At 49.4% G+C, this 632-nt stretch carries 1 protein-coding gene; it reads left to right on the top strand.

Translation table 11 applies throughout. The annotated features are described in order from the left end of the window. Positions 1–632 (top strand): IS66 family transposase (locus HMPREF2955_RS08175; RefSeq protein ID WP_246830102.1); only part of this gene is annotated, 632 nt, incomplete at both ends.

The raw sequence follows: 632 nt of genomic DNA, 5'->3' as shown, positions 1-632 counted from the left end.
ACAAAAGGGACATGATGGGCATAAGTTGTCTTGCACTTCCGTACCTGACGAGATAATCGATGAGGTGCCTAACTATTGCACGCGTTGCGGAGAATCTTTAGCAGACGCAGAGCGTGTACTTGATTATGTGACGCAGGTTATTTCCATTCCAGAGCTGAAGCCCGTAGTCAAGGAAATCCGACACTATGTGATGGTATGCAAGAACTGTGGCGAACGTATTCGGACGGCACCGAGACGGCGGTCAAACAACGTGGTGTATGATTCAAGCGTAAAGGCTCTAGTGGTTTATCTGAGTGTCGTGCAATTCCTTCCATACGGCCGTATAGCAAGTCTTTTGCGTGAGGTATTTGGTCTCACTCCAAGCGAAGGCTCGCTGGTGAACTGGGTGAATGAGGCAAAGAAGAATGCGCAACCTGTGATTGATGAGATTAAAGAATACATCAAGTCGTCAGCAGTGGTTGGTTTCGATGAGAGCGGCTTGTACTGTAACAAAAGCCTCGACTGGGCCTGGATAGCACAGACGGTTTATTACACACTGCTTTTCCGTGCCGATGGAAGAGGCTCGAAGGTGTTGGCAGACAAGTTTGGCGACAGCTTGGAACGAATGACTGCCGTTACCGACCGCCATAGCG

The organism is Prevotella sp. HMSC073D09 (genome assembly GCF_001814145.1).
Lineage (GTDB): Bacteria > Bacteroidota > Bacteroidia > Bacteroidales > Bacteroidaceae > Prevotella > Prevotella conceptionensis.
Note: the sequence above shows the minus strand (reverse complement) of the source record. Positions and strands in the feature narration are given on the sequence as shown.